The sequence below is a fragment of the Gilliamella sp. Pas-s27 genome (assembly GCF_009795865.1).
Taxonomy (GTDB): domain Bacteria; phylum Pseudomonadota; class Gammaproteobacteria; order Enterobacterales; family Orbaceae; genus Gilliamella.
In genome coordinates, this window is record NZ_WTEW01000099.1 from 1 (window position 1) to 456 (window position 456).

The 456-nt window shown below is 38.2% G+C and carries 1 protein-coding gene; it reads right to left on the minus strand.

Going from position 1 to position 456, the window contains the following annotated elements; genetic code table 11:
* The coding region (locus tag GQ589_RS11880; protein WP_160426463.1) for an integrase core domain-containing protein at positions 1-456 on the minus strand (456 nt) is incomplete at both ends.

The following is a 456-nucleotide window of genomic DNA, read 5'->3' on the forward strand; positions in this document are numbered from 1 at the left end:
AAAATAAATTCTCCAATTGCTTTTCCTTAACCAACCCCTTTGCATCATTCCATGTTTGCCAGGGTGTCTTCCCATAACAATATTTTCCAGAGTGTGCTCTTTCTTGATTGTAAAATTCAAGCCATTGCTCAATATCGTTTTGTATTTCACTCAATTGCGTGTAAATCTTACGTCGAAATAAAATATCATAACATTCTGTTTTCATCGTCTTATGGAATCGCTCACAAATGCCGTTAGTTTGTGGGCTGTAGGCTTTGGTCTTGGTGTGTTCAATATCTTCTAGATTAAGATAAAGTTCGTAAGCATGGCTCTCCTTATGGCCATGATATTCCGTACCTCGGTCTGTAAGAATGCGTAAAAGTGGCACTTGTTCGCTGTCAAAGAAAGGAAGCACTTTATCATTGAGCATATCAGCAGCAATCAGACTGTTTTTCTCGGTATAGACTTTAGCAAAAG